This is a genomic window from Hymenobacter sp. H14-R3 (assembly GCF_030063445.1).
GTDB lineage: Bacteria > Bacteroidota > Bacteroidia > Cytophagales > Hymenobacteraceae > Hymenobacter.
Genome location: NZ_JASITD010000001.1, coordinates 117,075 through 141,757, shown reverse-complemented (window position 1 = coordinate 141,757; position 24,683 = coordinate 117,075). Strand labels below are relative to the sequence as shown.

Here is a 24,683-nt window from a genome sequence, read left to right as displayed (position 1 = left end):
CAAGCACTAGGCAACAAGCACCAAGTTAAAAATTTACGTTAACGCCCAGGCGGTAGGTGCGCGGCTGCGGGTAGTTGCCAAAGTCCACGCCGTAGGCCAGCGGGTTGTTGTAGTAGCCCGAAGCCGAAATTTCGGGGTCGAGGCCCGTGTACTTGGTGATGGTGAACAGGTTATCCACCGAGGCGTATACCCGCAGGCTACCCACTTGGTATTTAGAGAGCAAGTCAGTGGGCAGGGTGTAGCCTAGCTGCACATTGCGAACGCGCAAGTAGCTGGCATCTTCCACGTAGCGGCTGCTGAACAGGTCGTTGTCAGTTTTCGCGGAGGTCATGCGGGGCTGGTCCGAGGTAGGGTTGCTAGGCGACCAGCGGTCGAGGCGCGAGGCGTAGAAGTTCGACCAGGAGCTACCGATAGAGCTGGATTTCAGCAGGTTAAATGACGGGGCATTTACGGCCTCCGCGCCCTGCACGCCGTAGAGCAGAACCTGGAAATCGAGGCCGCTGTACGTCAGGTTCAGGGAGGCCCCGTAGCTAAATCGGGGGGTAGCGCTACCCACGTAGGTGCGGTCGGTGGGGTCAATCTTGCCATCGCCGTTCACGTCCTGGTACTTCACGTCGCCGGGCTTGGCATTGGGCTGAATGAGGGAGCCATCGGCATTCTTGTAAGCGTCAACCTCCCCTTGGTTATGAAAGATACCCTTGTCCTCCAAGCCGTAGAAGTAGGCCACTTCGCGGCCCACGTCGGTGAGCGTGGTGTTGCCAAATTGCGCTAGCACGTTGCCGCTGGCGATGGGGGTAGCCCCACCCAGGCTAGTAATGCGGTTGTTGATGGTCGTGAGGTTGACGTTGGCCGTGTAGCCAAGCTTCCCAATCACGTCGCGGTAAGTCAGGGCCAGTTCTAAGCCACGGTTGCGCAGCGCGGCCACGTTGGCCGCGGGTGGTCCCTGGCCCACGTAGTTGGGCACCGGCAGCAGGGCAATCATGTCCTTGGTACGCCGCTCAAAGTAGTCAGCCGTAAACGAGAGCTTGCTTCCCAGCAGGTCCAGGTCCACGCCAATATCGCTGGTGATGGCCGTTTCCCACTTCAGATTGGGATTGTTTAGCTGCGCCACGGCTAGGCCAGGGGTCAACGTGTTGTTAAACACGTAGTTCTGCTGGTTTAGCGCCACCGACGCGAAGCCGTAGCTGGGGGCGGCGTTCTGGTTGCCTACGCCCCCGTAGCTGGCCCGTAGCTTGAGCAGCGAAATAGCGGTTACGTTCTTCAAAAACTCCTCGTTCGAGATGCGCCACCCGGCCCCCACCGATGGGAACACGCCCCGGCGCACCGACGGCAGAAACTTGGAGGTCTGGTCCAGGCGCACGGTGCCGGTCAGCAGGTACCGGTCCTTATACGTGTAGTTGGCCCTAGCAAAGTAAGACAGCAGCGAGTTGTCGGTGGGCAGCACCTGCCCAATGGAAGGCACCGAGTTGCGGGCGGCCGTAATATACTGAAGGTCAGCGTTGGCTGGCACATCGAAAGCCGTAATCTGGGTGCCGTTGAAGGTGGTCTGCTGCGCCTCCTGGCCCAGCGTGGCCGAAAACGAGCTGTTGTCGCCCAGGTCCAGGCTGTAGTTTAGAAAATTCGACCACACGTAGCCCACCGTCTCCGTCCGCGTGTCCTGGAGCGAGCTGATGGACCGCTGGTCGTTAGCTCCCAGGTAATACTTGGGCAGGTACACCCGCGGGTTGTTGTTGGTGTAGCGAATGCCGAAGTTAGAGCGGAACGACAGCCCTTTGATTAGCTTCACATCAACGTACGCGTTGGTAAACAGGTCGTTGGTGCTCGTCTTGTTGTATTGCTGCTCCTCAATAACCCGCGCCAGGTTGGGCGTGAAGCTCGTAATCTGGTCGTAGGCGTAGCTCCCATCGGCATTGTAGGGGCTCGAGATGGGGCTGGCCGTGATGGAGGAGTTGAAGAGCGGGTTGCCGCCGGCGCTGTTGGCCAGCAGCTGCGAGTGGGTGAAGGTGGCCGACAGGCCAGCTTTTATGCGCTCGCTCAGCACCAGGTCGTCGTTGAGGCGCACGATGTACTTCTTGAGACCCGAATTCTTCACAATGCCGTCCTGCTGAAAGTAGGCCCCGCTTACCAGGTAGCGGTTCTGTTCGGTGCCGCCCGCTGCCGAGAGGCTGTAGCTTTCAATAATGCCGCGCTGGCTCACCAGGTCCTGCCAGTTGGTACCCTGCGCGTTGGTGGCAATGGCGTTGGGTAGCTGGGCGGCCAGGTCGGCGGGCAGCGGTTTGTTCTCGTTGGCGTAGGCTTCGCTCACCAGCGTCGCATACTGGGCAGCGGTGGTCAGGTCTAGCTTCTTGCGGATTTGCTGAAAGCCTACGTAGCTGCTCAGGTTAAACTGCGCCTTGCCCTCCTTGCCGTGCTTGGTGGTAATCACCACCACCCCGTTGGCCCCGCGCGAGCCGTAGATGGCCGTGGCCGAGGCATCCTTCAGAATCTCAGTCGATTCAATGTTCTCCGGCAACAGAAAGCTGATGTCGGAGGTCAGGAAGCCATCCACCACGTAGAGCGGGTCGCTGTTGTTGATGGTGCCCACGCCCCGCACCCGGATGCGGGTGCCCGAGCCCGGCTGCCCGCTGTTGGAGGTAATGGTGACGCCCGCTACCCGCCCTTGCAGGGCCTGCACCGGGTCGGAAGTGGCCACCTGTGTCAGCTGTTTGCCCGTTACCGAGGCCACCGAGCCGGTGAGGTCGCTCTTGCGAGCCGTGCCGTAGCCAATAACCACTACGTCGTTGAGGGCCTGCTCGGAGGCGGCTAGAATTACGGCTACGGTACTGCGGCCATTAAGCGGCACTTCCTGGGTGGTCATGCCCGTGAAGCTGACGATAAGCGTCTCGTTCAGGCTGGGCACCGTGAGCTGGAAGTTGCCGTTGGCATCAACCGTGCTGCCGGACGTGCCCGCTTTTAGCCGAACCGTTGCGCCGATGGCGGGTTCGCCTTTGTTGTCCTTAACTGTGCCCTGAACTGCCTGCGCTTGGGCGGCCGCGCCAAACGGACGCAGCAGCAGCGTAAGCACCAGGAAGGCCGCGAGTAGAACGGTTTTCATATGGTAGGTTGGTGAGTGGGAAATACTACTAACAAATGTATTTTCCTGCTCAGCAACCGATTAATACTATTTTGGCCTTTGCTACTCCTGAATTTTTAGAATAGGTGTTAATTTGACAAAAAATGTAATAAAGCTACCAGGATTAGCTATTGCTAGCCAGCTTACCACGCATTTTATGGCTTAGCGGCCGGGGCCAAACCGAGCGCCGCACCACTAGGCTGGGCCAGGTAGGTATAGGGCAGCAACTTACTAAAAAAGACGCGATTGGCGCGGTTGCTTCGGGGGGAAGCAGCCGCGCCAATCGCGTCTTTTTTGGTGGGTAGAACCGGTTATATTTTGCGCTGCCGCTGCTTCACCGTGAAGTTGCGGTTGATGTTGAAGCCAAAATAAATGCCGCCATCAAACACCTTGTTGCTCGTTTCGCCGATAAACTGCTTTTCAATCATCCCCGGCGAGTTGGTCAGGTTGAGCTGAAAGATGTGGCCGCCAGTTTCGATGTCCACACCCAGCGCCACGGCATTGGTGTAGTGGTCGGCCGTGTATTTGCTCAGTACGTAGTAATATTCGGCATTGAGGGAAAAGCGCTTGCTGAGCTTATAGCGCCCGCCGCCGCCCAAGGCGTAAATATCGTTGTTTTCACCCTCGTTCATCACCAGGTTGCGGTGAATGAGCGTGGGCATGAGCTGCAACGACAAGTTGGAGCTGAATTTGCGCGCCAGCAGTGCCTGGTAAGTATAGGCCGTGCGCAAAGGCAGCGTGTGGTCGCGGCCATCGTCGTAACGCAGGGTAGTAATGGCCGCCGAGCTAAATAGCGTTACCGAAACCGGCATGGCGTGCGTGCCCGTGCTCTGCTGAAGGGCTTTGTACTTGAGAAAGCCATCGACCACCTTGTTCAGCGAGGAGCGTCCCACGCCCACTTCGAAGCGGTCGGTTACGGCGTACTCCAGCGCAATGCGGATGCGGGCCTGGTCGAGGCCAAAAAACTCGTACGACCCGCTGTTAAACGGCCCGATGCGGTGGGAAATCAGGAAGACAAGCGTGCCCTCGCCGGGCGTTTGCACGGTGTGGCCGTTGATGAGGCGGGTGCTTTTGAAGGTAGCATCGACTAGTTGGGAGGGGGCGTTCTTTTTGGTGTCCTGCTCCAGCTGACCTAGTAAGTCGGCCTGGGCGTGGGCGGCCGAAGTGGCCCCCACCGCCAGCAGCAAGCCCAGCTTCACGGCGCGGCCCCAAGTAGTAGTGGTTTTTTTCATAACAAAAGCTTTATAGTAGTAAAGAAGGAAAAATGAGGCTTTTTAGGGCTGCGCTACGAGCGCGGGCGTCACTGCGTCGCACGTGAGGTTGATGCGTACGCTCACCGACTTGGCAATGTGCTCGCGCACTAGCAGCGGAATGTCGATGGAGAAGTCGGCGGGCGCAATGTTGAAGTAGGCAAACACTACCAACTGGCCATCACGCAGCTGTAACGTGCCGGTTACTATGGCTTTATGCGTTACTCCGTGCATAGTCAGGTTGCCCTCCACCTCTACGGTTTGGGTGGCTGTATGCAGCTGCTTAAGCAACTGAGCCGCGTTGAGCAGCTGGCCAGTGAAGGTGGCTTTGGGGTACTTTTCCGATTCCATGTAGTTCTCGTTGAAGTGCTCCTGCATAAGGGTGCGCTTGAACTGAAACTCATGAATGGGTACCGAAAAAGCAACCTGGCCCGTACCCAGGTCAAACACGGCTGCCGCCTTGTCGTTGCGGGCCTCAATATCCTCCATAATGGAGGCCGAAAAGAAAGAAATGTGGCCGGCGCGGGTCATGTATTTGCTCTGCGCCCAGGCCCTGTTGGGGCTGGCCAGCCCCAGCAGGAGCCCTAGTAACAGCCCACTCAGCCGCTTCCCGCGAAGTAGTAGTTTAGGCATACCTAAGGTATTGAGCTGAAAAATAATGGGATACCTGATGGTGCTGGCACTGGTCAGTTGTTTTGCGCGCCAGCATCGACCCAGGCTTTGATAGTTGCGATTTCGCAAGCATCGAGCTTACCGCCATCGTAGGGCATGGCAATGAAGCCTGCGTCGTGCCGGATGCATCCTACCATGTAGCTCACCCCATTGATGCCCGTTTTGGGAGAAGTCCAGGTGCTGATGGAACTGAAGCTTTCCATATTCATGGCGCCGGACGACCCCTGCGGCGCAGGTAGCTGATAGTGGGCCGCATCATGGCAGCGGAAGCACTCTGCCTTAAATATGGGCAGTACGTCCAGCTTATAGCTCACCGTGGCCGGCACGGTGGTGCAGGTCACCGGCTCCGTGTACCCATTGGTGTAGGAGCAGCCGGTAGCCAGGGCCAGCCCCGCCATGGCTACTAGTAGACCGCTTGCCCGCCAGGTAGCCCGAAAAGTAGGGATTTTCACAGAAGTAGAGAATTTAGAAATGAGATGAATTCTTGAGAAATTTATGCTAAAACAAGATTTGAGCTGCGCTTTAGCTGAAGAAATCAGCGGGCTACCTAAGTCGTCTATCTCTGCCCTGAAGGGCAGCAGAGGTAAAACCGGCTGGGCTCAGTGTGGGCGGGGTAGCTCACTTGGGGAGGATTTAACTTCAGTTCTGTGTGTGCGGTAAACTTTTATGAGTGCAACCTACGCAGAGAGTCAAAACTAGGATTGAGCAGCAGATAAAAGTGTGATTTTCGCCCATCACGCCTTTTTGCTGGGTAAACGGCCCATTGCTCCCAGCCGTAAGCGGGCGGTAGCAGCGGCCTAGCCACAAAAGCAAAGAGCCCGGCTGGAGGGCCGGGCTCTTTGGGTAAGAAAAAAATGGGTTCGCTACACGGTGGTCGGGCGCAGCTTGGGTGCCGAGCCAGGCAGTTCGGTGATGGTTTCGCCGGCGGCTTTGCGCTCGCGCTCCTCCTTCTTACCGTAGGTATCGAGGATGATGGGCGTGGCGATGAACAGCGACGAATACGTGCCGATGACGATGCCGATAATCATGGCAAACGAGAACGAGCGCAGCGTTTCACCCCCGAAGATGTAGAGCACCACGACTACCAGGAAGATGGTGGTGAACGTAATCATGGTGCGCGAGAACGTCGAGTTCAGGGCCGGGTTCACCACCTGGGCGAAGGTCAGCTTGGGGTCGTTGCGCAGGTACTCGCGAATCCGGTCGTAGATAACCACCGTGTCATTCATCGAGAAGCCGATGATGGAGAGCACGGCCGCCACGAAAATCTGGTCCATTTCGTACTTCAGGCCGAAGGCCGCCGCGATGGGGTAGCAGGCAATTACCAGCAGCGCATCGTGGAAGAGGGCCACCACGGCGGCCATCGAGTACTGCCACTTATCGAAGCGGAACAGCACGTAGACGAAGATGCCGAGCAGCGTGAGCGCCAGGCTCAGGAACGAGGTGCGCTTGATGTCGTCGGCGATGGTAGCACCTACTTTGGAGGTCGATTGGATAACCGGCGCATCGGCCTTGTATTTGTCGAGGCCTTGGTTGAGGGCGTCGGCCACAGTTTTGTCGGCGGTCTGGCTTTCATCCTCGGCCAGGTAGCTGGTGGTGATGCGCAGGCGGTCGGGGCTGCCGTACTGCTTCACTTCGAGGCCCGTGCCTTTGAAGGTGGACTCCAGGGTGTTGCGCACGTCGGAGGCCACCATCTGCTTGTTGAAATCAACTACGTAGGAGCGGCCACCCTTGAAATCGACGCCCAGGTTGGGGCCGCCCTGGAAGTACATGAGTACGAAGCCCGTCACGATAATGACGGTTGAAACGGTGTAGGCAATTTTGCGCTTGCCCACGATGTCGAAGTTCACGTTCTGAAACAGGTTGCGCGAGAGGAAGGTCGAGAATGTAATGCTGCTCGTGGTCTTGCCCTTAATGAGTGCCTCAATAATAAGGCGCGATACATAAACTGCTGACAAAAAGGACGTTAGCACACCAATACCAAGCGTAACGGCGAAGCTCTGGACCGGGCCCGTGCCGAAGAAGCCCAGGATGATGGCGATGAGCATGGTGGTCACGTTCGAGTCGAAGATGGCCGAGAATGCGCGGTTGTAACCGGCGTTCACCGCGTCGTGCAGCGACAAGCCATGGTCAAGCTCTTCGCGTATCCGCTCAAATATCAATACGTTAGCATCCACCGACGAGGCGATTACCAGAATCAGACCAGCAATGCCGGGCAAAGTCAGGGCGGTGCCAAACTGCGCCAGCACGCCCAAAATCAGGAACATGTTGAAGAGCAAAGCAGCATCGGCCACGAGGCCGGCGCGGCCGTAGTACATAGCCATGAAGACCATGATAATCAGCAGGCCCGCCAGCGACGAGTACAGGCCCTGGTTGATGGCTTCCTTGCCGAGCGAGGGGCCCACTACGGCTTCTTCCACAATGCGGGTAGGGGCGGGCAGCTTGCCGGCTTTCAGCACTTGGGCCAGGTCCTGGGCCTCGTCGATGGAAAAGTTGCCCGAAATGCTGGTGTTGCCCCCCGAGATTTCGCTCTGCACCACGGGGTCCGAATAAACTACGTCGTCGAGCACCACGGCCACTTGCTTGCCGATGTTGGCACCGGTCATTTTCTGCCACTTGCGGGCACCGGTGGGGTTCATGCTCATGCTCACCTCGGGGCGGCCGGTCTGGTCGTAGTCCTGGCGGGCATCGCTCACCACCTCGCCGCTGATGGGCGCGGCAATGGTGCCGGTGCGGTCTTTCTTTACGGCCACGAGGCGCAGAAACTGCTGGCCGTTGGCGTCGATGGGCTTGTTGAGGTACAGCAGCGCCATGTTGGGGGGCATGATGCTGCGGGCTTCTTCCGAGCGCAGTACCACGTTCATGCGGGCGGTGTCGCTCAGGTTCACGCCCAGCGAGCCGGGCATGGTGAGCAAGCGGGCCAGCACGCCACCCTTCTGGGCCGCGGCCGAGTCGGTTTTGGCCGCAGTAGCGGGGGTTTTCTTAGCCAACTGAGCAGCTAGCGAAGTCGTGTCGCCGGCGGTAGCAGCGGCGGTCGGGGTAGCGGCCGTAGCTGGCGTAGCAACGGCAGCCTTCTCCTTAGCCGTCAGCACCTGGTCGAGCTGGGCCAGGTAGGGCGTCACCTCATTCTGGGGCCACACTTCATAAAATTCCAGCTTGGCTTGGCCTTGCAGCAGCTTGCGCACGCGCTCGGGGTTGTCTACGCCGGGTAGCTCGACCTGGATGCGGCCGGTGCCCTTCACACGCTGAATGTTGGGCTGGTTTACGCCAAACTTATCCACGCGCTTGCGCAGGATGTCAAACGAGCGGTCGATGGCGTCTTCTTCCTCTTTGTTGATGGCCGACAGCACTTTGCTGTCCGAGCTGTTGAGGTCGATTTTGCGGTCCTTGTTTACCGAGTTGGTAAAGATGCGGTTCAGTGGTACGTTGGGCGCGGTTTCCTGGTACGCCTGGTAAAACAGGGTGGTGAAGGCCGTGCCCGAGTTCGTCTTCTGGCGCTGCTGGGCCAGTTCGATGGCTTTGTTGAAAGCAGGGTCTTTGGAGTTGCCGGCCATGGCGCGCACGATTTCCACCGGCGATACTTCCAGCGTCACGTGCATGCCGCCCTTCAGGTCGAGGCCCAGGCCCAGCTCGCTCTGCTTCACATCGCGGTAGGTATAGGAGCCGAATACCGGCGCGCGCCACACCGAATCGAGGTAATGCTGGCGCTTGATTTCGCTAAGCTCGCCATTGCGCGTGGCGTAGTTCACCGCCTTCTGCTGCACCCCGCGCGAGACGTAGGTGAAGAAGAGGAAGTACGCGCACAGCACCGAAACGATGACTGTGAGCGTGATAATGAGTCCTTTGTAACGCATGGGGCAAAAAGTAAAAAAAAAATTAAAACGTGAGAACCGGGGGCGCGTGGGCCGCTGCCGGAGAAGTGAAAAAAGCAGCTGTTCGTACTAAAAAGCAGCTAATGGTTACTATTTTACTCGTTGGCAATAAGGCAGCGAAGGTAGGGCGGCCTTCACCAGGCGCGGGGCCAGGCGCGCCGGCCCCAGGGCATTGGCCCCCGTGCGGCCGAAGTCGAACTGCCACACCTGGCGGTTGCTGGCGCAGTCGTAGAGGGCCAGGCTGGCTTCCGTTTGGCTGGGGGGCACGGTACTGGGGCCGTAGAGCAGCGGCTCGTTGCTCATCATGCGCAGCGCCAGGGCCATGCTTTTCGGAATGGGCTGGTACAGCATCACCTGGCCCGTTAGCAGCGCATCTACCCCCAGCACCTGTTGCAGGCGGCTCAGCGGCTGCCGGGCCAGCTCGGCGTAGGTGATGCCGGCCGCATCCAGGCGGCGGTTGGTTTCCTCCACTGGCTGCCACTGCACGCGGTAGCCGTGGCGGGGTATTTTTTCTTGCAGCTGCATCAGGGTATAGGCCTGCATTTGATAAGCTACCTCCATCTGCTTCTGCTGCTGGGCCGCATCCGGGGGCACCGGCTGCTGCTGCCGGTTGGCAACGGAGGTGGCGGTGCTGCTGCCGTAAATCAGGTCGCGCATCTGCACCAGCTGCACCGTGGCCTCGAAGGGCAGCACGGCCACCGTGCGGTGGGCGGCCAGCAGTAGCGAATCGGTGGGCGGGGCCGTTTGCGCGAGCGCCCCCAGCGAGCTGGTTATCAGCACACCTCCCCACCAAATGCGTAAAAGCCGTGACAGTGCCATGATGCAAAAAATTAAGCTGATTATCAGCAACCTGCTTGAGGCTAAGTTACCGACTTCCCAGCAAAGCTGGCCCGCCTGGGGTGCTACGGGGCCTGCGGCGACAGCAGAAAGCTCAGCAGCCGCTGGCGGCACTGCTGCGCCACAAACGCCGCCGGCGTGCCCGCCGCCGCCCGGGCCACGGTGCGGCGCACGAGGCGCGGCAACCAGGCAGCAGGCAGCGTGCCCGGCAGCCAGCCCAGCGCAAAAGCCGGAGCCACGTAGCTACCCAGCGGCGAGGCCGCTTCGAGCGCTATTTTTTGCTTGACAACCGTGGCGCGCGGGGCCGCCACGAGCAGTGTGCCCGCCGGGCGGGTGGGGCGCAACAGGCTCACCATCCGGCCATTGAGGCCCAGCAACAGCAGTACCGGCAGGGCCACCAGGGCCACGCGGATAAACTGCTTAAACTGGGAAAAGGAATAGTGCATAACTCGGGCAGGGCCACAAATATAACCCGGGCAAGTAGTTGAACCTACGCCCGGGCGGCGGGCTACAAGTCGCGCAGCTCCTCAAAGGCGTACAGCGCGCTGCTCCAAAACTCGTCCAGAGCCAGCATACGGGGCTTGAAGAACGAAATCAGGGCCGGCCAGTCGTCGCGGTTGAACAGGTTAGCGGGGGTCAATTCAGCATAAATGCGGCTCAGCGGCTGGCCGTATTCGTTGGAAGCGGCGGGCTCCCAGGTCCAGGTTTCGCCCAGGGTTTCGTGCAGCATGGGTTGAAGCTCCAGAAACTGCTCGTAAAACAGCTCCCGCACGTCCGCATCGGCCTGCGTGAGCTCAATGGCGATGGTGGCGCGCCGGTTATCGGCCTGCATCCGAAACTGCACGCCCTTCACGTCGGTCTTGTAATTGACCCAGCTCACCGGCCAGCCATCGGCCGACTTTATGGGGGCCATGTACTGCCCAAAAGCGGTCCAGAACGCCTGGCGCAGCTGGGAGATTTCGGCTTTGCTATACACTACTACATTGCTGTTAATCAAGGAGAAAGCTGCGGAGCGAGCGCTAGCCAACATACGGCTGGCCCCGCCGTGCCACGAGTCGGCGCAAACGGCGCCCAGGCCACAAATACTCCGCGTGCCTCGGCGGTAGCTACCCAAACGAGCCGCTTAACGCCGCCTTATTGCGCGCCCTCGGCCACCTTGCCCCGCAGGTAGCCCGTGAGCACGGCCAGCCCGTTCTCAAAGTGGCGGTTATTCGGAATGATGATATCTGCCTCAACCTTAAATGGTTGAATGTACTTCTCGTAGGTAGGCGCTACGTGGTTGGTGTAGCGGTACAGCACGTCTTGCAGGTCGTAGCCGCGCTCGTCGCGGTCGCGCACAATGCGGCGGTGCAGCTTCACGTGCTCCTGGGCGTCGATGTACACTTTGAGGTCGAGCAGCTTGGCTATTTCCTCGAAGTAGAACACGAAAATGCCTTCGACCACCACAATGGGCGCGGGCCGAAACACCAGCTCGGCGGGCACCACATTAGGGTTATTGAAGGTGTATTCCTGGCGGCGCACCTCGTGGCCATCGCGCAATTGGCGCACATCGGCGGCGTAGGCGGCCGAGTCGATGCTCGAAGGCAGGTCGAAGTTTTCTACGCCCTGGTCGTCGCGAAACTGCTGGTCGCGGGGGTGGTAATAATTGTCCTGCGAAATCAAACAGATGTCGCGTTCGGGGAAAGCGGCCAGCAAACGGCGCAAAAACGTAGTTTTGCCCGATGCGCTGCCGCCCGTGATACCAACGAGGTAGGGATGCTGCATAACGGAGGGCAAAGGTAGGCGCTGGGGGGAATGGGTAATCAGGAATGAAGAATTGGGAATGAAGAATGAGAAATTACGGAGCGCGTAATTATTCATTCCTAACTCCTCATTCCGCCTTCAAAAACGCCACTAGCCCGGCCACTGCGCGGGCGCGGTGGCTGAGTAGGTTTTTCTCGGCCAGCGTCATTTCGGCAAACGTGCGGCCGTCGCCCTCGCTGGGCACAAACACCGGGTCGTAGCCAAAGCCGCCCTGCCCCGTGGGCGCGGCCGCGATGGTGCCGGCCACCTCGCCGCTGAACTCCTGCACATCGGCCGCGCCGCGCACCAATGACACCACTGTGCGAAAGCGGGCCGCGCGGTTGGGCTGCGCGCCTAGCTCGTGCAGCAGCTTGGCCACGTTGTCGGCGGCCTCGCGCTGGGGGCCGGCGTAGCGCGCCGAGTACACGCCGGGCTCGCCGCCCAGCGCCTCCACCTCCAGGCCGGTATCATCGGCAAAGCAGCCAACGCCGTAGTGGTCAAATACATACTGAGCCTTCTGGTGGGCGTTGCCTTCGAGGGTGGGCTGGGTTTCGGGCAGTTCTTCGTGGCAGCCGATATCGGCCAGGCTCAGGAGCTGCAAGCCGGCGGGCAGCAGCGGCCGGATTTCATCCAGCTTGTGGGCATTATTGGAGGCGAAGCACAGGCGCATAGGGAGGCGGATAAGGAAGACGCGGCGTAAAGTTGGGTCCAAATAACGCCCATTGGCAGCGGCCTGGCGCGGGTAGCCGACGCAACGGGCTGGCCCTGGGCCACCTGCGTTGGCGGCGGCGGGTTGACTTTGTGCGCGCTGCTGCGTACTTTTGCAGTCCCTTCCGCAAAAACGGCAGGGTTTAACAGGTAAATAGGCCCTCCCGATAATGAAAAAGGACACGCACCCCGAGTACCGCCAGGTAGTTTTCCAAGACACCTCTTCGGACTTCAAATTCATCACCCGCTCCACGATGACGTCGGCCGAGACGATTCAGTGGGAAGACGGCAACACCTACCCGGTGATTAAAATCGAAGTGAGCAGTGCTTCGCACCCCTTCTACACCGGCAAAAACATGTTCATCGACACGGCAGGTCGCGTGGAGAAATTCCGCACCCGCTACGCCAGCAAAGCGCAGAGCAGCGCCGGCAAAGAATAGCTTTTTGCCAAGCTATCAGCTTTTTTGGAGACTCCTTCCGGTGCGCCGGGAGGAGTTTTTTTGTGTTTGCCCCCGGTCGGGTGGCGTAAATTTGTCTTTTCCTGAATCGGTTGATATTGCCTGGTGCGCAACCTGCGCGCCCCGACAGCTACTTAATAGGGCCCCTATAAAAAAAGCTATAAGCTAGCAGCTATGAGCTAACAGCTATAAAACCATGCACTTACTGTTATTCGACGACCCGGCTATTCGGCCGTATTTGTTGCCCCTCACGTTTACGCGGCCGGTGGCTGCGCTGCGCTGCGGCATCCTGACCATTGCCGAAAAGTGGCAGCACCGCCTGGGCGCGGCCAGTGTAGGCTACCTCACGCAGCCGTATTTGCAGGCCAAGTTTCCGGCTGGTAACGTGGCCGGCCCCGCGCTGGTAGTCAACGGCGCCGTGTGCCCCGACGACCTGCTGGCCCGCCAGGTGCTGGCCCTCACGCCCGGCCAGGGCCTGTATTGCGACGACCTGCTGGTGGCCGCCCACCTGGCCGATGCCAGCCAGGTAGCCGAGCTCATTCAGGATGGCCTGCGCGAGCAGCGCGAAGTAGCTGAGCCGGTGGTAGTTATCGACCAGCCGTGGCAGTTGTTTCTGCGCAATGGCGTCGAGATTCGGCGCGATTTTGCCTTGCTCACGGCCGGGCGCACCTCGCAGCCGGTGGGCGATGCGCACACCATTGTGTACGCGCCCGAAAATATCTTTATAGAGCCCGGCGTAAAAATTCGCGCCGCGATTCTCAACGCCGAAGACGGCCCCATTTACCTGGGCAAAAACGTGCAGGTGCAGGAAGGGGCCATCCTGAAGGGCCCGCTGGCCGTGTGCGAGGGTGCGGTGCTGAACGCCAGCGTGCGCCTGCGCGGCGACAATACCATTGGGCCCTTCTGCAAGGTGGGCGGCGAAATAGGCAACAGTATCCTGATGGGCTACAGCAACAAAGGCCACGATGGCTACCTCGGCAACTCGGTTGTCGGCGAGTGGTGCAACCTGGGGGCCGATACCAACACCAGCAACCTCAAAAACAACTACGCCCCCGTGAAGGTGTGGAGCCACGCCACCCACCGCTTCGTCGATACCGGCCAGACCTTCTGCGGCCTGCTCATGGGCGACCACAGCAAGTGCGGCATCAACACCATGTTCAACACCGGCACGGTGGTGGGCGTGGGGGCCAATATTTTCGGGGCGGGCTTCCCGCGCCAGTTCATCCCGAGCTTTAGCTGGGGCGGCCCCGCGGGCTTCGAAACCTTCAAGCTCAACAAGGTAACCGAGGTAACCGAGCGCGTGATGAGTCGGCGCGGCTTAGCGTATGATGCACTGGAGCAGGAGATTATGGAAGAGGTATTTAAGCAGACTGAAGGGGATAGGGTTTGGGAAAAAGCGGTTAGTTAATACACTTGTTTCCAGAGTGAAATCTTTGTAAAAGGCTGTCGTCATGCTGAGCGCAGTGCAGCATGACGACAACCAACAATAAATGACTGATTAGCAAGCGATAGCAACTCTAATGACCTTCGCCGATATCCCCAACCAAACTGACCTCAAGCAGGTGCTGCGCCACTCGGTGCAACGCGGGCACGTGGCGCACGCGCAACTGTTTCGCGGAGCCGAAGGCTCGGCGGCGCTGGCGCTGACACTGGCCTACGCCCAGTACCTCAACTGCGAGGGCCGCGCCGCTGATGCCGACGACAGCTGCGGCCACTGCCCCGCCTGCCTGAAAATCAAGAAGTTGGCCCACCCCGACCTTAACTTCATTCTGCCCACTACCACCACCAAAGCGGTGCCCAAGGATGCCACTAGCGGCCGCTTTATGGCCGATTGGCGCACCTTTCTGGCCGAAAGCCCCTACCAGGGCTTCAACGACTGGATGCAGCACATTGGGGCCGAAAACAAGCAGGGTAGCATATCGAAAGAGGAAGCCGGCCAGCTGCTTAAGTTGGTGTCGCTCAAGGCGTTTGAGGCTGCGTATAAAATCGTTATCCTGTGGCTGCCCGAGCTGATGCACCCGGCCGCCGCCAACGCCGTGCTCAAGCTGCTGGAAGAGCCGCCGCCCACCACCGTGTTCCTGCTGGTAACCAACGAGCCCGAGCGCCTGCTGCCCACTATCCTCAGCCGGGTGCAATCGGTAGTAGTGCGCCCGTTTTCGGAAGATGATATAACCAACTATCTAACAGCGCATTACCACGTGCCCGAGGTGAAGGCCCGCCAGGTGGCGCAGCTGGCCGAGGGCAACCTGGGGGCCGCCATTGCCAGCCGCGAGCAAAGTGCCGACCACGACTACGCCGACTTCTTCATTAAGTGGATGCGTAAGTGCTACGGCCTGAAAATGAGCGATGTACTGGCGCTGGCCGACGAGTTTCAGAAGATGGGCCGCGAAAACCAGAAGGAGCAGCTCAGCTTTTCGCTGGGGCTGCTGCGCAAGGTGCTGCTCTACGGTCTCGACCCGCAGCTGGTGCCGCATCTGCCCAGTGGCGAGCAGCAGTTTGTGCAGGGTTTCAGCAAGTTTGTGACTGTGCGCAACGCCGACCAGCTCACCGAGGAGCTCAACACGGCCCACTACCACATCGAGCGCAACGCCAACCCCCGCATGGTTTTCGTAGATGCCTCGCTACGCATGGGCCAGCAGCTGCGCCAAGCGCAGTAGCACAACGTAGCGTAAGCTTCAGCTTGCGAACGAGCGCAGCGAGTAGGCGGTACCGGACGACCCGGGCGCGAGATGCTCGCTACGCTCGCTCGCAAGCTGAAGCTTACGCTACTCCTACCTTTGTATAATGCGTCGCCTTACCCCTTTTGCAGTAGCCGCCAGCCTGGGAGTCGGCCAACTAGCGCACGCGCAAATCGGGCCGCCGCTACCGCCGCCCACGCCCATGGCGGCCGACAATACGGGTATTCACCAAGGCCGCTTTATTGGCGTGGTGGTGGGCACGGCGGTAGTTTACGGGCTGACTTCCTACTTTTTAGGTAAAACCTGGTACACCAAGCGCGTGCCGTTTCACTCGTTCAACGACAACGGCGAGTGGCTGCAAATGGACAAGGTGGGCCACGCCACCACCTCCTACGCCATCAGCCGGGGCGAGTACGAACTGTTTCGCTGGAGCGGGGTCAACGAGCGTGCCTCGGTGCTCACGGGTAGCCTCATTGCGCTGCTCTACCAAACCACCATCGAACTGTTCGACGGCCGCTCCGAGGGCTGGGGCTTCTCGAAGGGCGACATGGCCGCCAACCTCACCGGCATCGGCTTATTCATGGGCCAGCAATACGGCTTTGGCGAGCAGAAAATGGGCCTGCGCTACGGCTGGCGCCAAAGTATTTACCCCAAGTACCGGCCCAATTTACTGGGTCCCAGTACGGGCAGCCAAATGCTCAAAGACTACAACGGCCAGCAGTACTGGCTGTCGCTGAACCTGGCCTCGGTGCTGCCGGTGGGGCCGTCGTTTCCGCGCTGGCTCAACCTCGACGTGGGCTACAGCGGCAGCGGCATGACGGGCGGCCATGCCAACCCGCCTTACTTTGGCCCCGATGGCAAGGAGGTGAAATTCACCCGTTACCGGCAGTTTTACCTTTCGCCCGATATTAACCTGTCGCGCCTGCCGGGCATCAACGGCCGCGGCGCGCAGCCGCTGGTGAGCGCCGGGCAATTCTTTAAAATACCCGCTCCCTCGCTAGAATTCAATCAGTTGAACGGTCTGCGCTTTCATCCGCTGCTGCTACCAAAAGACTAAGCGCGGAGTTTCGCAGAGGGGGCAGAGTTTCGCAAAGGCCAGCTCCAAACTTTGCGAGACTTTGCCCGCTCTGCGAAATTTTGCGTTAAAAAAGATATGCTTTCGACTCCCATTCGCCTCGCCACCCGCGCCTCCCGCCTCGCCCTGTGGCAAACTGAGCACGTTGCCAGCCTGCTCAACCAGGCCGGGCTACCCACCGAAATAGTGCCCATGCAAACCGTGGGTGACCAGGTGCTCGACCGCTCGCTGGCCAAAATCGGGGCCAAGGGCGTGTTTACCGAAGAGCTGGAAGAAAGCCTGCGCCGCGGCGAAACCCACTTGGCCATTCACTCGGCCAAAGACGTGCAAAGCACCATTCCGCCCGACCTGGAGTTGCTGGCCTTTCTGGAGCGCGAGCAGGTTAACGATGTGGTGGTCAGCTTTCAGGAAGATTTTGATATCAGCAAGCCCGGCATTTTGCTAGGTACCAGCAGCACCCGCCGCAAAGCCTTGCTGCGCCGCTTCTACCCGCTGGCCAACACCGCCGAGGCGCGTGGCAACCTCCAAACGCGCTTGCGCAAGCTGCAAGAGGGCCAGTACGATGCCCTGGTGCTGGCCTACGCCGGCGTGCACCGCATGGGCTACGATACCCTCATTCGGCACACGCTGCCCGCCAACAAGTTTGTGCCGCCCGTGGGCCAGGGCAGCATCGCGGTCGAAAGCTCGCGGTTTTTGGATAACGAGCTGAAAGCGAAGATAAAGCAGGCCCTCGACCACGCCGCTACCCACCGCTGCCTGCTGGCCGAGCGTGCCTTTTTGCGCACCATGGAGGGTGGGTGCAGCATCCCATCGTTTGCCCTGGCTACCTACGATGCGGCCGGCGACATTCGCCTGCACGGCGGCCTCATCAGCCTCAGCGGCGAGGAGTATATCGACTTTGTGCAAACTGCGCCCCCCGCGCAGGCTGAGGGCCTGGGCATGGCCGTGGCCGACTATGTGCTGAGCCACGGCGGCACGGCCATTCTGGCCAGCATTCGCGAGCAGCGCGGTGAGCTATAAGCCTCATTGTTTGCGTTATACGTTATCTTACTGTTTTCCTTAGCTATATTAGCTCCCCCACCCATGAACCGGAGTTTTCGTTTGTGCTACACCGCCGCCCTAGCCTTGGGGCTGCTAGCCAGTGGCCCGGCCCTGGCCGCCAAAAAGCCCAAGCCCAGCAAGAAAGACGAGGTCGTTACTATCAGCACCAGCCTGGGTAATATCCGGCTTATCTTGTTCAGCGACACGCCGTTGCATAAGGCTAATTTCCTGAAAAAAGCTACCAGCGGTTTCTACAACGGCACCACGTTTCACCGCGTCATCCCCAACTTTATGGTGCAGGGCGGCGACCCCAACTCCAAGGATGCCGACCCCACCAACGACGGCCAGGGCCTGCCCAACGAGGCTACCATTCCGGCCGAGCTGGTGCCCGCCCACAAGCAGGACTACGGGGCCATCGCTGCCGCCCGGCAAGCCGATTTTGTTAACCCGCAGCGTGCCAGCAGCGCCAGCCAGTTCTACATTGTGGAGAACCACCAGGGCACCCATTTTCTGGATGGACAGTACACGGTTTTCGGGCAAGTTATTCAGGGCCAGGAAATTGTTGATAAAATTGCGGCCCTACCCAAAGACGGCCGCGACCGCCCCCTCACCGACTTGCGCATGACGATGAAGGTGGAAAACCTGAAGAAGAAGAAAATCAGCCAGTTGTACGGCTATACTTACTGAGTAGTCAGGCAAAACAGAACTGATACTGCTTTTTGCAACGTACTGTTTATCAATGAAAAAACTAGTAGTCAACAGCTATTAGCTGACAACTCACTAGTTAGCGGTCCATGAAAATCCTTCTCACCGGCTCCAATGGCTTGCTGGGCCAAAAGCTGGTGGCCCTGCTGCACCAGGTGCCCGGCGTGGAGCTAGTGGCCACGGCCCGCGGTCCCAATCGCCTCGCAGCGTACTACCCGGCCCTGCGCTACCGGCCGCTTGATGTGACCGACGCCGCCCAGGTGCAGCAAGTGCTGGCCCAGGAGCAGCCCAGCCACCTCATCCACACTGCCGCCCTCACGCAGGTAGACGATTGCGAGCTGGACCAGGCCGCCTGCTGGGCCCAAAACGTGACGGCCACGGAGTACCTGGCTGCCGCCTGCGCCCAGCTCCACATCCACTTCACGCACCTCAGCACCGACTTCATCTTTAACGGCGAGGAGGCCCTATTGACCGAAGATGCGCAACCCGACCCCATCAGCCACTACGGGGCCAGTAAGCTGGCCGCCGAGCAGGCCGTGCAGCGCACCGCCGGGCTGCGCTGGGCCATTGCCCGCACGGTGCTCGTGTACGGTACCACCGCCGCCGGGGGGCGCAGCAACCTCGTGCTGTGGGTGCGCGACTCACTGCGCAACAGCCAAAAAATCAGGATGGTAGATGACCAGTGGCGCACGCCTACCTTGGCCGAAGACCTGGCCCAGGGTTGCTGGCTGCTGGCCCGGCAGTCGGCCCAGGGAATTTATCACCTCAGCGGCCGCGAGCTGCTCACGCCCTACCAAATGGCTCAGCAGGTGGCTGCTACCTTTGAGCTCGATGCATCACTGCTGGAGCGGGTTGATAGCCAGGTGTTTGTGCAGCCGGCCCGCCGCCCGCCGCGCACCGGCTTCCGCATCGACAAGGCTGAGCGGGAGCTAGGCTATCAGCCGCGCTCTTTTGCCGAGGGTTTGGCACTAGTGAAATACCAGCTTGACCACTAGCTGCGCAGGGTTTGGCAGAAAAACAACCCAAACAAAAAGCCCGCTGGCAGTGCCAGCGGGCTTTATTTGCTATAAGCCTTCCGCTTCTAAAATACTCAACAACTGATATGTGGACGCTAATAAGAGGACTTTTTTTGAGGTAGTAATAACGTAAGTAATTGTTAATAAGTTCTTTGTAAGAAAGGTCTTTTGATAAGGTGGCTTTTGAAATGGGTAAAGAATGCGGCTAGATAATTTCGGGCCACTCGCCGATGAGCAGGCCACCAACCAGCATCGCAGTACGTTGGCGCAGGGCCAGTTCGCCAAGGGCGCGGGGGACTACCTGGCCGTCAAGCGTGGTGAAATCGCGACCAGCTGCTAAGGTTGCGCAGGTGGCGGTTGAAGCGCCGCAAGAAGCTGCGCCTCGCCGGGAGGCATAGGAGGGTTTCATGTGCGAGGGGGTGGTGGTGTGAATAGTTAGGATAGGGAGTAGTACTAGGACATAAATCTTATACAAGATTAGTGGCCCCAGCTAACTTGCGAAAGGACAAAAACTGTGTTTGTGTGACATATAAAAAACGCGTTTATAACTAAAAAAAGATAAATTATACTAATAAAAATGCAATAAATATAAACCGTAGAATTTTACTTATAATCTAAGTAGCTAACTAATAGTAAATTGACTATTAAGCGAGATTATTTCGCTTGCTTAATTCTTAGTAAGCTTGTGACAACAGGAGCCTCACATTTAGTATTTGAGCACCTTTTTAAGCCATTTTTTTAGCTAGAAAACGGGCTATTTGCTGCAATGAGAGCAGCGTTAGGAGCAGCGCTAGGCCCGGCCCGGCCGCTACCCACCAGGCAGCAGGCGCCTGCCGCACCGAAGCCAGCATGCTCCCCCAACTTACTACATCGGGGGCCTGCCCAATGCCCAAAAAAGCCAACGCGCTTTCGAGCCCAATGAGCCCGCCCAGGCTGAGCGGAGTAAAAGCCCAAAGCGGCCGGCAAGCATGAGGCAGGGCATGGTGCCACCAAATGCGGCCCTCGGGCAGGCCACTGGCCCGGGCCGCTTCTAGAAAGGGCAAGGCGCGCACTCGCAGCATTTGGGCGCGCACCAGCCGGGCGGGCTCGGGCCAGGCAAGGAGGGCCAGCACGCCCAGCAACTGCGCTGGCGCGAGGGGAGTGCCCGCCGCCAGCGCAACCAGCAAAATGAGGCGGGGCACCGCACCCAGCAGCGTGGTGGCCCCCATCACCAAGCCATCGAGGGGCAGTGCCACCGTGAGCGCTGCTTGCCGGGCAGCTGCCCGCCGCCACTTTATAATAATTAGTAATAAAGTACTGATTATTAATAAAATAAAAATAAAATAGATGGGGAGTGACCAGCCCCACCAAGCGGCGGCGAGCAGCCCAGTAGCCGCCGCTAGTGGCACGCGCAGCCGGTTGCCCCAGAAGCCCGCCGTGGCCCCGGCCAGCGCCCCTAGTAGCGTGGCCAACCCCACGGCAGGCAGGCTGAGGGCCAGCAGCCGCCGGGCCCCCACTACCAGGCCAGCCAGCACATCGCGCCCCAGCGCATCGGTACCGAGGTAGTGGGCGGGCCCGGCCCCCAGCCAGGCAGGAGGAGTAGCTATGTGCAATAAATCGGGGGCAGCGGCGGGGTAGGGTAGGGGTAGCCAGGGGGCCAGTAGGCCCACTGCGGCCACTAGCCCCAGCCAGGCCAAGGCCAGCCAATAGCCCGGCTGCGCAAGGGGGGGCAGGGGGGAGGGCTTCATGCGGTGGGGCGCAGGCGGGGGTCGGCTAGAAAGTAGAGCACGTCGGCCAGCACGAGGCTAAGCAGGCGCACGGCCGCCGTGAGCAGTACCCCAGCTATTACGAGGGGATAGTCATGGGCCGCCGCGGCTTCGGCTAGCAGGCGTCCGCTGCCGGGGATGGTAAAAAGCACTTCCACTACCACGGTGCCAGCTACCAAGGTCGGTAGCAGCTCGGTGAGCGTGGTGAGTAGCGGCAGTAGGGCATTGGGGAGGGCGTGCCGCCAAAGCATAGCTTTTACCGTGAGGCCTTTGGCGCGCGCCGTGGTGGCGTAGTCCAGGGCGGCCTCATCGTGCAGGGCGGCCGCCAGCGGCAGCGTGAGGCTGGGCAGCACGGCCAGTACCAGGCTGAGTAGCGGCAAGGCTGCCCGAGCCAGCCAATAGCCCAAAGCAGGCAAGCCAGTGGCTGGTTCTCCATCCAACATGCTGTCTGGCAATAAGTTGAGGGCATCGGGGTTGGCAAATAACAGCACTACCACCAGCGCCAGTAAGAACAGGGGCGTTACTTGCAATGCAGCCAAGCCTGTGCGCACCAGCGCTGGCAGCCAGCCGTGCGGCGTGCGCGCCAGGTACAGCCCCAGCCCCAGTGCTACTGCCACCGCCAGCCCCGCTGCTGTAGCGGCCAATGGCAAGCTGTAGGCGATGGCGTGCGCCAGCAAGGTGGTTACAGGCTGACCATTACGGTACGACTGGCCTAAGTTGCCACGTAGCACTTGCGCCGCCCAGCGGTGGTATTGGTTGTGCAGTCCATTCCAGCGCCAGGTAACCGGCGGGCCGGCCACGCGTGACACGTAGAAAACCGGCTCGGCCAAGCCCAAGCGCTGGCGCAGCGCCTGCTGAGTAAGCGCCTGGCTGGCTGCCGACTGCCGGCCAGCCACTGGGCGGCTCAGGTCACCGGCTTCGGGCTGGGCCGCTTGCTCGGGGCCGCCGGGCAGCAGGCGGCTTAGCAGGAAAACCAGGGAGGCAATGCCCCAGGCCGCCAGCGCCGCGCGCCCAAGCCGCGCCAGTAGCCACCGCGCCATGCTAGTGCGGGGCAGGCTGAAGGGTGCCGGGCGTAGCCCACGATAGGGCGGTGGCTGCGTAGCCGGGTTTCAGCCCCGAGGCAACTACGTGCCGCAGCTGCCGGCTCACGGCCATGCGGTAGGGCAGAAAAAACAGCGGCACAATGGGCATCTCCACCTGCATCATCACCTGGAAGCGCCGGAGTAGCAGGCGCTTGCGGCGCTCGTTGCCTTCAGTTGTTAGGGTCATCAGCAGCTGGTCGGTGGCGGGTTGGCCAAAACGGCTCAGGTTACCGCTTCCTATTGCTGCCGAATGCAGGATGGGTGCAAAGTTGAAGCCCATAGGGCTGCCCTTCAGCATGCTGATATACAAGTCAAAATCACCCGCTTGCAGGCTGCTCGTGAGCACCGAGTTTTCGGTGGGCACCAACGTAACCGGGATGCCTACCTGCATCGCCGCCGCCTGAAACTGCAGGGCTACGGTAGCGTGAGTAGCATCGCCGGTGCGGTAACGCAAGCTGAGCGCAAGGGGCGCGGCCGTGCCCGGCCGCTGCCAGTGCCCATCGGGCCAGCGCTGCCAACCGGCGCGGCGCAGCAGCGCGATGGCCTGGGCCGGGGCATACGCAAGTAGCGGTAGGCTATCGTTATAAAAGGGGTTACTGGGGGGCAACAGGCCCACCGTGCGGTTGCCCTCGCCCAGCTGGGTAGCGGCCAGCAGCCCGGCGGGGTCAAAAAGCCGGCTGAGCGCTTGGCGCGTCTGTCGGTCATGCAGGGCGGGCCGCTGGGTATTAAAGCCAGCCATAAGCATAGTGTAAGAAGAGTTGGTGTAGAACACAAACTCCTGTTGCGCGGCTTTTGAGGCTTGCAATTGCTGAAAAAGGCGCGCGGGTATTTGCGCGTACACATCCAGCTCGTGGCGACGCAGGGCGAGCACCGCGGCCCCATCATCGGGTAAAATGACAAATACCAGTTGCCGGGGCCGTGCTTGCAGCACAAAAGGGGCGGGCCGCAGGGTGTCAGCCCACCAGTGAGCTTTGCGCTGAAACCGCAGGCGTTGGTTGGTTTCCCAGGCTGCCAAGCGGTAGGGGCCGCAGCCGGGCAGGTGCTCGGGCTGGCGCGCCAGGTTGGCCCGCTGGTAGCGGCGCACCAGGGCCGCCACTACGGGCGCGGGCGGGCGCGCAGTAGGCCAGTCTTGTAGCGCCGCCAGCGACAATTGGCGTAGCGTATGCGCGGGGTCAAGCGGGTTTTCGGGCAGGATAGAAAAATCACCCGAGGCATTAAGTACTTCGGTGCCCTGGCCCCGGCACACCAGCACAAAGTGGCGCGGGTCGGCGGGGTCGAGCCGAACTTGTCGAATAAAGCTGAACTGCGCGCGGCTATTTTCGATGGGTAGCCCGGGGCATTGAATCAGCTTTAGGGTGAAAGCCACGTCGGTGGCAAGCACCGGCCGGCCGTCGTCCCAGGTAGCGGCTGGCCGCAGCCGGTAGTCAATCAACGTTAAAGAGTCGCCGACTAACTGCGCTTTGGGTAGCTCTTGAGCCAAGGCTGGCGCGTAAGCATTGCGCTGATAATCAACCTGTAGTAGCGAAAGATGAAGTAAGTTAATGGCATCAATCGCACTTTGGTTGGGCAGGGTTAGCGGGTCGAGGGTTTCGGGGTCGTGGGCCCAGCGAATATGAATTGGGCTAGCTGCTTGCTTAGCAGTGGGCGTTGAGCAAGCGTTAAGTAGTAATACGAGCAAGCCACCAAGCCAGAGATATCTCATCTAACAACGGCATAAAGGGCCGTTGGCAAGTTAGGCAGGAGTAGCTTATTTGGTCATGCTAGGCAATGATGTCATTGCCCCAACCGCTGCCGCCCACATTGGCCGCGATGTCATTGCCCCAGCCGCTGCCGCCTACGATGTCGTTGCCCCAACCGCTGCCGCCCACGTTGGCCGCGATGTCATTGCCCCAGCCACTGCCGCCTACGATGTCGTTGCCCCAACCGCTGCCACCTACGTTGGCCGCGATGTCATTGCCCCAGCCACTGCCGCCCACGTTGGCCGCGATGTCATTGCCCCAGCCGCTGCCGCCCACATTGGCCGCGATGTCATTGCCCCAGCCGCTGCCGCCTACGATGTCGTTGCCCCAACCGCTGCCGCCCACATTGGCCGCGATGTCATTGCCCCAGCCACTGCCGCCTACGATGTCGTTGCCCCAACCGCTGCCACCTACGTTGGCCGCGATGTCATTGCCCCAACCACTGCCGCCTACGATGTCATTGCCCCAGCCGCTGCCACCTACGTTGGCCGCGATGTCATTGCCCCAGCCGCTGCCGCCTACGGTGAAGGTGAAGTCATTGCCCCAGCTATTGCCATTGGCTCTGGCTGATGGCGAACCCGTAGCATCATTGCCCCAGCCACTGCCACCCACTTTCGTGGCGGGTTGGCCGTTGATGTCGTTGCCCCAGCCACTGCCGCCAACATTGCTGGCTGGTTGGCTATTGTTGCTGCTACCGTTGCTTACGTTGCTGGCTGGCTGGCTGGTGAGGGTTACAAATTGGAAAAGGGCGAGGGTGACGAGCTCAAACATGGTGATGGAGAGGTAGAAAGGTGAATTGTTGATACAAATTTCTACGCTACTCACCCCCCCCAAAAGGAAAAAGCCATTGTGCCTGTGACAATGACTAATTCAAGTTTTTCTTGTATTTATACAATATATACCTAAAAAATCAC

22 protein-coding genes are annotated in these 24,683 nt (G+C 60.0%); 7 read left to right on the top strand and 15 right to left on the bottom strand.

The genetic code is table 11. The features are described 5' to 3' along the window. Nucleotides 1-25: 25 nt before the first annotated feature. From QMK33_RS00630 to rdgB, 10 genes are all read right to left on the bottom strand, one after another. Nucleotides 26-3,094, bottom strand: coding sequence for a SusC/RagA family TonB-linked outer membrane protein (locus QMK33_RS00630; protein WP_283562618.1), 3,069 nt, complete (start codon nucleotides 3,092-3,094; stop codon nucleotides 26-28). Nucleotides 3,095-3,423: 329 nt separating this feature from the next. Next, nucleotides 3,424-4,344, bottom strand: a complete 921-nt coding sequence (locus QMK33_RS00625; protein WP_283562617.1) for a DUF5777 family beta-barrel protein — start codon at nucleotides 4,342-4,344, stop codon at nucleotides 3,424-3,426. A 42-nt stretch (nucleotides 4,345-4,386) separates the two neighbouring features. Beyond that, nucleotides 4,387-4,995: a YceI family protein gene (locus QMK33_RS00620; RefSeq protein ID WP_283562616.1), complete on the bottom strand. Its 609-nt coding sequence runs from the start codon at nucleotides 4,993-4,995 to the stop codon at nucleotides 4,387-4,389. 53 nt (nucleotides 4,996-5,048) lie between these two features. Further along, nucleotides 5,049-5,486: a hypothetical protein gene (locus QMK33_RS00615; protein WP_283562615.1), complete on the bottom strand. Its 438-nt coding sequence runs from the start codon at nucleotides 5,484-5,486 to the stop codon at nucleotides 5,049-5,051. Between the two features lie 411 nt (nucleotides 5,487-5,897). Continuing rightward, nucleotides 5,898-8,885 carry a protein translocase subunit SecDF gene (secDF, locus tag QMK33_RS00610; RefSeq protein ID WP_283562614.1) on the bottom strand — a complete coding sequence of 996 codons (2,988 nt, stop codon included), beginning with the start codon at nucleotides 8,883-8,885 and terminating at the stop codon, nucleotides 5,898-5,900. 108 nt (nucleotides 8,886-8,993) lie between these two features. Beyond that, complete coding sequence (locus QMK33_RS00605) at nucleotides 8,994-9,722, bottom strand: hypothetical protein (protein WP_283562613.1); 729 nt, start codon at nucleotides 9,720-9,722, stop codon at nucleotides 8,994-8,996. A gap of 83 nt (nucleotides 9,723-9,805) precedes the next feature. Then, nucleotides 9,806-10,186 carry a hypothetical protein gene (locus QMK33_RS00600; RefSeq protein ID WP_283562612.1) on the bottom strand — a complete coding sequence of 127 codons (381 nt, stop codon included), beginning with the start codon at nucleotides 10,184-10,186 and terminating at the stop codon, nucleotides 9,806-9,808. Between the two features lie 62 nt (nucleotides 10,187-10,248). Next, nucleotides 10,249-10,737: a DUF4268 domain-containing protein gene (locus QMK33_RS00595; protein ID WP_283562611.1), complete on the bottom strand. Its 489-nt coding sequence runs from the start codon at nucleotides 10,735-10,737 to the stop codon at nucleotides 10,249-10,251. 137 nt (nucleotides 10,738-10,874) lie between these two features. Next, complete coding sequence (locus QMK33_RS00590) at nucleotides 10,875-11,504, bottom strand: uridine kinase family protein (protein WP_283562610.1); 630 nt, start codon at nucleotides 11,502-11,504, stop codon at nucleotides 10,875-10,877. A gap of 106 nt (nucleotides 11,505-11,610) precedes the next feature. After that, nucleotides 11,611-12,192, bottom strand: a complete 582-nt coding sequence (gene rdgB, locus QMK33_RS00585; RefSeq protein WP_283562609.1) for an RdgB/HAM1 family non-canonical purine NTP pyrophosphatase — start codon at nucleotides 12,190-12,192, stop codon at nucleotides 11,611-11,613. 208 nt (nucleotides 12,193-12,400) lie between these two features. Between rdgB and QMK33_RS00580 the strand changes: the two genes are divergently transcribed. The 7 genes from QMK33_RS00580 (at nucleotide 12,401) to QMK33_RS00550 (ending at nucleotide 19,182) form a co-directional block, all read left to right on the top strand. Beyond that, nucleotides 12,401-12,670, top strand: a complete 270-nt coding sequence (locus tag QMK33_RS00580) for a type B 50S ribosomal protein L31 (RefSeq protein ID WP_283562608.1) — start codon at nucleotides 12,401-12,403, stop codon at nucleotides 12,668-12,670. Between the two features lie 214 nt (nucleotides 12,671-12,884). Next, entirely contained in the window at nucleotides 12,885-14,096 is a 1,212-nt protein-coding gene (locus QMK33_RS00575) for a GlmU family protein (RefSeq protein ID WP_283562607.1), read from the top strand. A 112-nt stretch (nucleotides 14,097-14,208) separates the two neighbouring features. Continuing rightward, nucleotides 14,209-15,345 (top strand): DNA polymerase III subunit, encoded by a 1,137-nt coding sequence (locus QMK33_RS00570; protein ID WP_283562606.1) that lies wholly within the window; start codon nucleotides 14,209-14,211, stop codon nucleotides 15,343-15,345. A gap of 127 nt (nucleotides 15,346-15,472) precedes the next feature. Next, nucleotides 15,473-16,423 (top strand): DUF2279 domain-containing protein, encoded by a 951-nt coding sequence (locus QMK33_RS00565; RefSeq protein WP_349361657.1) that lies wholly within the window; start codon nucleotides 15,473-15,475, stop codon nucleotides 16,421-16,423. A gap of 96 nt (nucleotides 16,424-16,519) precedes the next feature. Beyond that, nucleotides 16,520-17,461, top strand: a complete 942-nt coding sequence (gene hemC, locus QMK33_RS00560; protein ID WP_283562605.1) for a hydroxymethylbilane synthase — start codon at nucleotides 16,520-16,522, stop codon at nucleotides 17,459-17,461. A gap of 63 nt (nucleotides 17,462-17,524) precedes the next feature. Beyond that, nucleotides 17,525-18,169, top strand: a complete 645-nt coding sequence (locus QMK33_RS00555) for a peptidylprolyl isomerase (RefSeq protein ID WP_283562604.1) — start codon at nucleotides 17,525-17,527, stop codon at nucleotides 18,167-18,169. Nucleotides 18,170-18,276: 107 nt separating this feature from the next. Then, nucleotides 18,277-19,182, top strand: a complete 906-nt coding sequence (locus QMK33_RS00550; protein ID WP_283562603.1) for an SDR family oxidoreductase — start codon at nucleotides 18,277-18,279, stop codon at nucleotides 19,180-19,182. A gap of 226 nt (nucleotides 19,183-19,408) precedes the next feature. On the opposite strand, the gene QMK33_RS00545 is transcribed toward QMK33_RS00550, so the two are convergent. From QMK33_RS00545 to QMK33_RS00525, 5 genes are all read right to left on the bottom strand, one after another. Then, nucleotides 19,409-19,612: a hypothetical protein gene (locus QMK33_RS00545; protein WP_283562602.1), complete on the bottom strand. Its 204-nt coding sequence runs from the start codon at nucleotides 19,610-19,612 to the stop codon at nucleotides 19,409-19,411. Nucleotides 19,613-19,928: 316 nt separating this feature from the next. Then, complete coding sequence (locus tag QMK33_RS00540; protein WP_283562601.1) at nucleotides 19,929-20,930, bottom strand: ABC transporter permease; 1,002 nt, start codon at nucleotides 20,928-20,930, stop codon at nucleotides 19,929-19,931. Continuing rightward, nucleotides 20,927-21,988 (bottom strand): ABC transporter permease subunit, encoded by a 1,062-nt coding sequence (locus QMK33_RS00535; RefSeq protein WP_283562600.1) that lies wholly within the window; start codon nucleotides 21,986-21,988, stop codon nucleotides 20,927-20,929. Before QMK33_RS00535 ends, QMK33_RS00540 begins: the two co-directional genes overlap by 4 nt. A gap of 1 nt (nucleotide 21,989) precedes the next feature. After that, nucleotides 21,990-23,732, bottom strand: a complete 1,743-nt coding sequence (locus QMK33_RS00530; RefSeq protein WP_283562599.1) for an ABC transporter substrate-binding protein — start codon at nucleotides 23,730-23,732, stop codon at nucleotides 21,990-21,992. A gap of 58 nt (nucleotides 23,733-23,790) precedes the next feature. Next, the gene (locus QMK33_RS00525; RefSeq protein WP_283562598.1) at nucleotides 23,791-24,594 is read right to left on the bottom strand and encodes a hypothetical protein; all 804 of its coding nucleotides are present in this window, start codon (nucleotides 24,592-24,594) and stop codon (nucleotides 23,791-23,793) included. Nucleotides 24,595-24,683 lie beyond the last annotated feature (89 nt).

What these genes read in the sequence shown, in the direction of transcription:
- QMK33_RS00535 (WP_283562600.1), bottom strand. Translation starts at nt 21,988, where the DNA reads ATGGCGCGGTGGCTACTGGCGCGGCTTGGGCGCGCGGCGCTGGCGGCC.
- QMK33_RS00580 (WP_283562608.1), top strand. Translation starts at nt 12,401, where the DNA reads ATGAAAAAGGACACGCACCCCGAGTACCGCCAGGTAGTTTTCCAAGAC.
- QMK33_RS00550 (WP_283562603.1), top strand. Translation starts at nt 18,277, where the DNA reads ATGAAAATCCTTCTCACCGGCTCCAATGGCTTGCTGGGCCAAAAGCTG.
- QMK33_RS00530 (WP_283562599.1), bottom strand. Translation starts at nt 23,732, where the DNA reads ATGAGATATCTCTGGCTTGGTGGCTTGCTCGTATTACTACTTAACGCT.
- QMK33_RS00570 (WP_283562606.1), top strand. Translation starts at nt 14,209, where the DNA reads ATGACCTTCGCCGATATCCCCAACCAAACTGACCTCAAGCAGGTGCTG.
- QMK33_RS00545 (WP_283562602.1), bottom strand. Translation starts at nt 19,612, where the DNA reads ATGAAACCCTCCTATGCCTCCCGGCGAGGCGCAGCTTCTTGCGGCGCT.
- QMK33_RS00555 (WP_283562604.1), top strand. Translation starts at nt 17,525, where the DNA reads ATGAACCGGAGTTTTCGTTTGTGCTACACCGCCGCCCTAGCCTTGGGG.
- QMK33_RS00565 (WP_349361657.1), top strand. Translation starts at nt 15,473, where the DNA reads ATGCGTCGCCTTACCCCTTTTGCAGTAGCCGCCAGCCTGGGAGTCGGC.
- QMK33_RS00540 (WP_283562601.1), bottom strand. Translation starts at nt 20,930, where the DNA reads ATGAAGCCCTCCCCCCTGCCCCCCCTTGCGCAGCCGGGCTATTGGCTG.
- QMK33_RS00630 (WP_283562618.1), bottom strand. Translation starts at nt 3,094, where the DNA reads ATGAAAACCGTTCTACTCGCGGCCTTCCTGGTGCTTACGCTGCTGCTG.
- hemC (WP_283562605.1), top strand. Translation starts at nt 16,520, where the DNA reads ATGCTTTCGACTCCCATTCGCCTCGCCACCCGCGCCTCCCGCCTCGCC.
- QMK33_RS00625 (WP_283562617.1), bottom strand. Translation starts at nt 4,344, where the DNA reads ATGAAAAAAACCACTACTACTTGGGGCCGCGCCGTGAAGCTGGGCTTG.
- secDF (WP_283562614.1), bottom strand. Translation starts at nt 8,885, where the DNA reads ATGCGTTACAAAGGACTCATTATCACGCTCACAGTCATCGTTTCGGTG.
- QMK33_RS00600 (WP_283562612.1), bottom strand. Translation starts at nt 10,186, where the DNA reads ATGCACTATTCCTTTTCCCAGTTTAAGCAGTTTATCCGCGTGGCCCTG.
- QMK33_RS00605 (WP_283562613.1), bottom strand. Translation starts at nt 9,722, where the DNA reads ATGGCACTGTCACGGCTTTTACGCATTTGGTGGGGAGGTGTGCTGATA.
- QMK33_RS00590 (WP_283562610.1), bottom strand. Translation starts at nt 11,504, where the DNA reads ATGCAGCATCCCTACCTCGTTGGTATCACGGGCGGCAGCGCATCGGGC.
- rdgB (WP_283562609.1), bottom strand. Translation starts at nt 12,192, where the DNA reads ATGCGCCTGTGCTTCGCCTCCAATAATGCCCACAAGCTGGATGAAATC.
- QMK33_RS00575 (WP_283562607.1), top strand. Translation starts at nt 12,885, where the DNA reads ATGCACTTACTGTTATTCGACGACCCGGCTATTCGGCCGTATTTGTTG.
- QMK33_RS00620 (WP_283562616.1), bottom strand. Translation starts at nt 4,995, where the DNA reads ATGCCTAAACTACTACTTCGCGGGAAGCGGCTGAGTGGGCTGTTACTA.